This is a genomic window from Pseudoduganella sp. RAF53_2 (genome assembly GCF_052113985.1).
Classification (GTDB): domain Bacteria; phylum Pseudomonadota; class Gammaproteobacteria; order Burkholderiales; family Burkholderiaceae_D; genus Rugamonas.
This window is the reverse complement of sequence record NZ_JBFRDW010000918.1, coordinates 1-1,664: the sequence shown is the minus strand read 5'-3', so window position 1 is coordinate 1,664 and position 1,664 is coordinate 1. Positions and strand designations below refer to the sequence as shown.

Annotated in this window: 4 protein-coding genes; 2 read left to right on the top strand and 2 right to left on the bottom strand. The window is 63.8% G+C overall.

Features of this window, described 5'->3' with window-relative positions; genetic code table 11:
- Together AB4Z11_RS31010 and AB4Z11_RS31005 are read left to right on the top strand one after the other, a co-directional pair.
- The coding region (locus tag AB4Z11_RS31010; protein WP_442029924.1) for an LptF/LptG family permease at positions 1-351 on the top strand (351 nt) is incomplete at its 5' end.
- 1 nt (position 352) lies between these two features.
- Positions 353-730, top strand: coding sequence for a sirohydrochlorin chelatase (locus tag AB4Z11_RS31005; protein WP_442029922.1), 378 nt, complete (start codon positions 353-355; stop codon positions 728-730).
- On the opposite strand, the gene AB4Z11_RS31000 is transcribed toward AB4Z11_RS31005, so the two are convergent.
- Positions 700-1,431, bottom strand: a complete 732-nt coding sequence (locus tag AB4Z11_RS31000) for a hypothetical protein (RefSeq protein WP_442029921.1) — start codon at positions 1,429-1,431, stop codon at positions 700-702. The genes AB4Z11_RS31005 and AB4Z11_RS31000 overlap by 31 nt on opposite strands.
- Positions 1,428-1,664, bottom strand: a 237-nt coding sequence (locus AB4Z11_RS30995) for a hypothetical protein (protein WP_442029919.1), incomplete at its 5' end; no start/stop codon positions are given. The genes AB4Z11_RS30995 and AB4Z11_RS31000, both read right to left, overlap by 4 nt.

The following is a 1,664-nucleotide window of genomic DNA, read 5'->3' as shown; positions in this document are numbered from 1 at the left end:
GAACGCATGTCGGCCAACGAACTGGCCGTCTATACGCGCCACCTTCAGGAGAACAAGCAGGGCACGGAGCGCTTCAAAATCGCTTTCTGGAAAAAGCTGATCGATCCGCTGGCAATCTTCGTGCTGATGGCGCTGGCGCTGCCTTTCGCCTATCTGCACACGCGCTCCGGTGGCGTGTCGCTGAAGATCTTCATCGGCATCATGATCGGCGTCAGCTTCCTGCTGGTGAATACGCTGTTCTCGCATATCGGCTTGCTGTCAACGGTGCCGGCCTTCGTCACGGCCATGATGCCTAGCCTGCTGTTCCTGCTGCTGGCAGTGGGCGCGCTGTATTGGGTGGAGCGGCACTGAGATGGGCAAGCGCGCACTGATCCTGTTCGCGCACGGCGCGCGTGCCGCCAGCTGGGCCGCGCCGTTCGAGCGCCTGCGCAATCTGGTGCGCGCGCAGACGCCGGACACCGATGTGTCGCTGGCCTTCCTGGAATTGATGTCGCCCCGCCTGCCGGAGCGGGTGGCCGAGCTGGCCGCTACAGGGGTGGATGATGTAACCGTGGTGCCGGTCTTCCTCGGCCAGGGCGGCCATGTGCTGCGCGACCTGCCGCTGCTGCTGGACGAACTGCGCGCGGCGCATCCCGGCGTTTCGGTGCGCGCTGTGGATGCCGTGGGCGAAGATCCCGCTGTGCTGCGCGCAATGACCGACTACTGCCTCAAATCGCTCGGCCCGGTCTGATCCTGCCTGGCCTGCCACTCGGCGATGAGCATACCAATCTCACCGGGTTCTTCCAGCTCTGTTTCCACCAGCTGACGCGCTTCGTCGCTCTGAATCAGCGCAACCGCCATGGTCTTCAATGCGTCCGCCTCAGCGGTCTTGCCAAGCAGTGCCAGCACGCCGCATTGCAGGCGGAGATCGTTGACGAAGGCTTGCGCTTCACCCCATCGCCGCGGGATGCGCTCATTGGCCATGGAATTCAGGTACTGCGCCCGATAGCGCATGCCTTCCTGTGGTTCGGGCAAGTAACGCTGCAGAATGTCGACGGCCTCACATTCCAGCAACACGTCGGCCAGAGCATGGAATAGGCGGCGGGCGATATCGGGCTGCTGCGTGTCCAGCTGGCGAAACAGCGCAAGCGTGTGCTGCGGATCGCTGATGTGCCGGTTGATCTCTACAATGACCTGCATGCGCGGCTCGGTGTCGGACGCAAGTTGTGCTGCTTCCTTGTCGCGCAGCGCTTGCAAGGCCTGCCGCGCGGGCGCGTAAGCGGCCGCCAGCAGACCCCACTCGCTGAGAGCGAATAGCCGAATGCTGCGTTCCTCCGGAGTTTCGGACGGTGGCGCAATCTGAATGGCTTGATGCAGCAACAAGGCTAGAGCAAATTCGCCGCCTGCGCGAGCCCGCTGGACTTGCCCAATGGCGGCGAATAGATCGCTCATTGCTTGCCGGCTGGCGGCTGTTCGCCGGCCTTGGCGTGGGCCACCATGGCGGCGATCGTCGCGCCGGGAGTTTCGAACTCGCGCTGCACGGCGTCGCGCAGGGCGTCGGACTTCAGCTGTTCCAGCGCGGCGCTGGCGACTTGCTCGACCAATTCATCCTCGCCGCTGCGGCGCAGGACTTCGGTAATCAGGCGAACTTCCTTGGTGTAGTTCAGCACATAGGACAGCAGGGC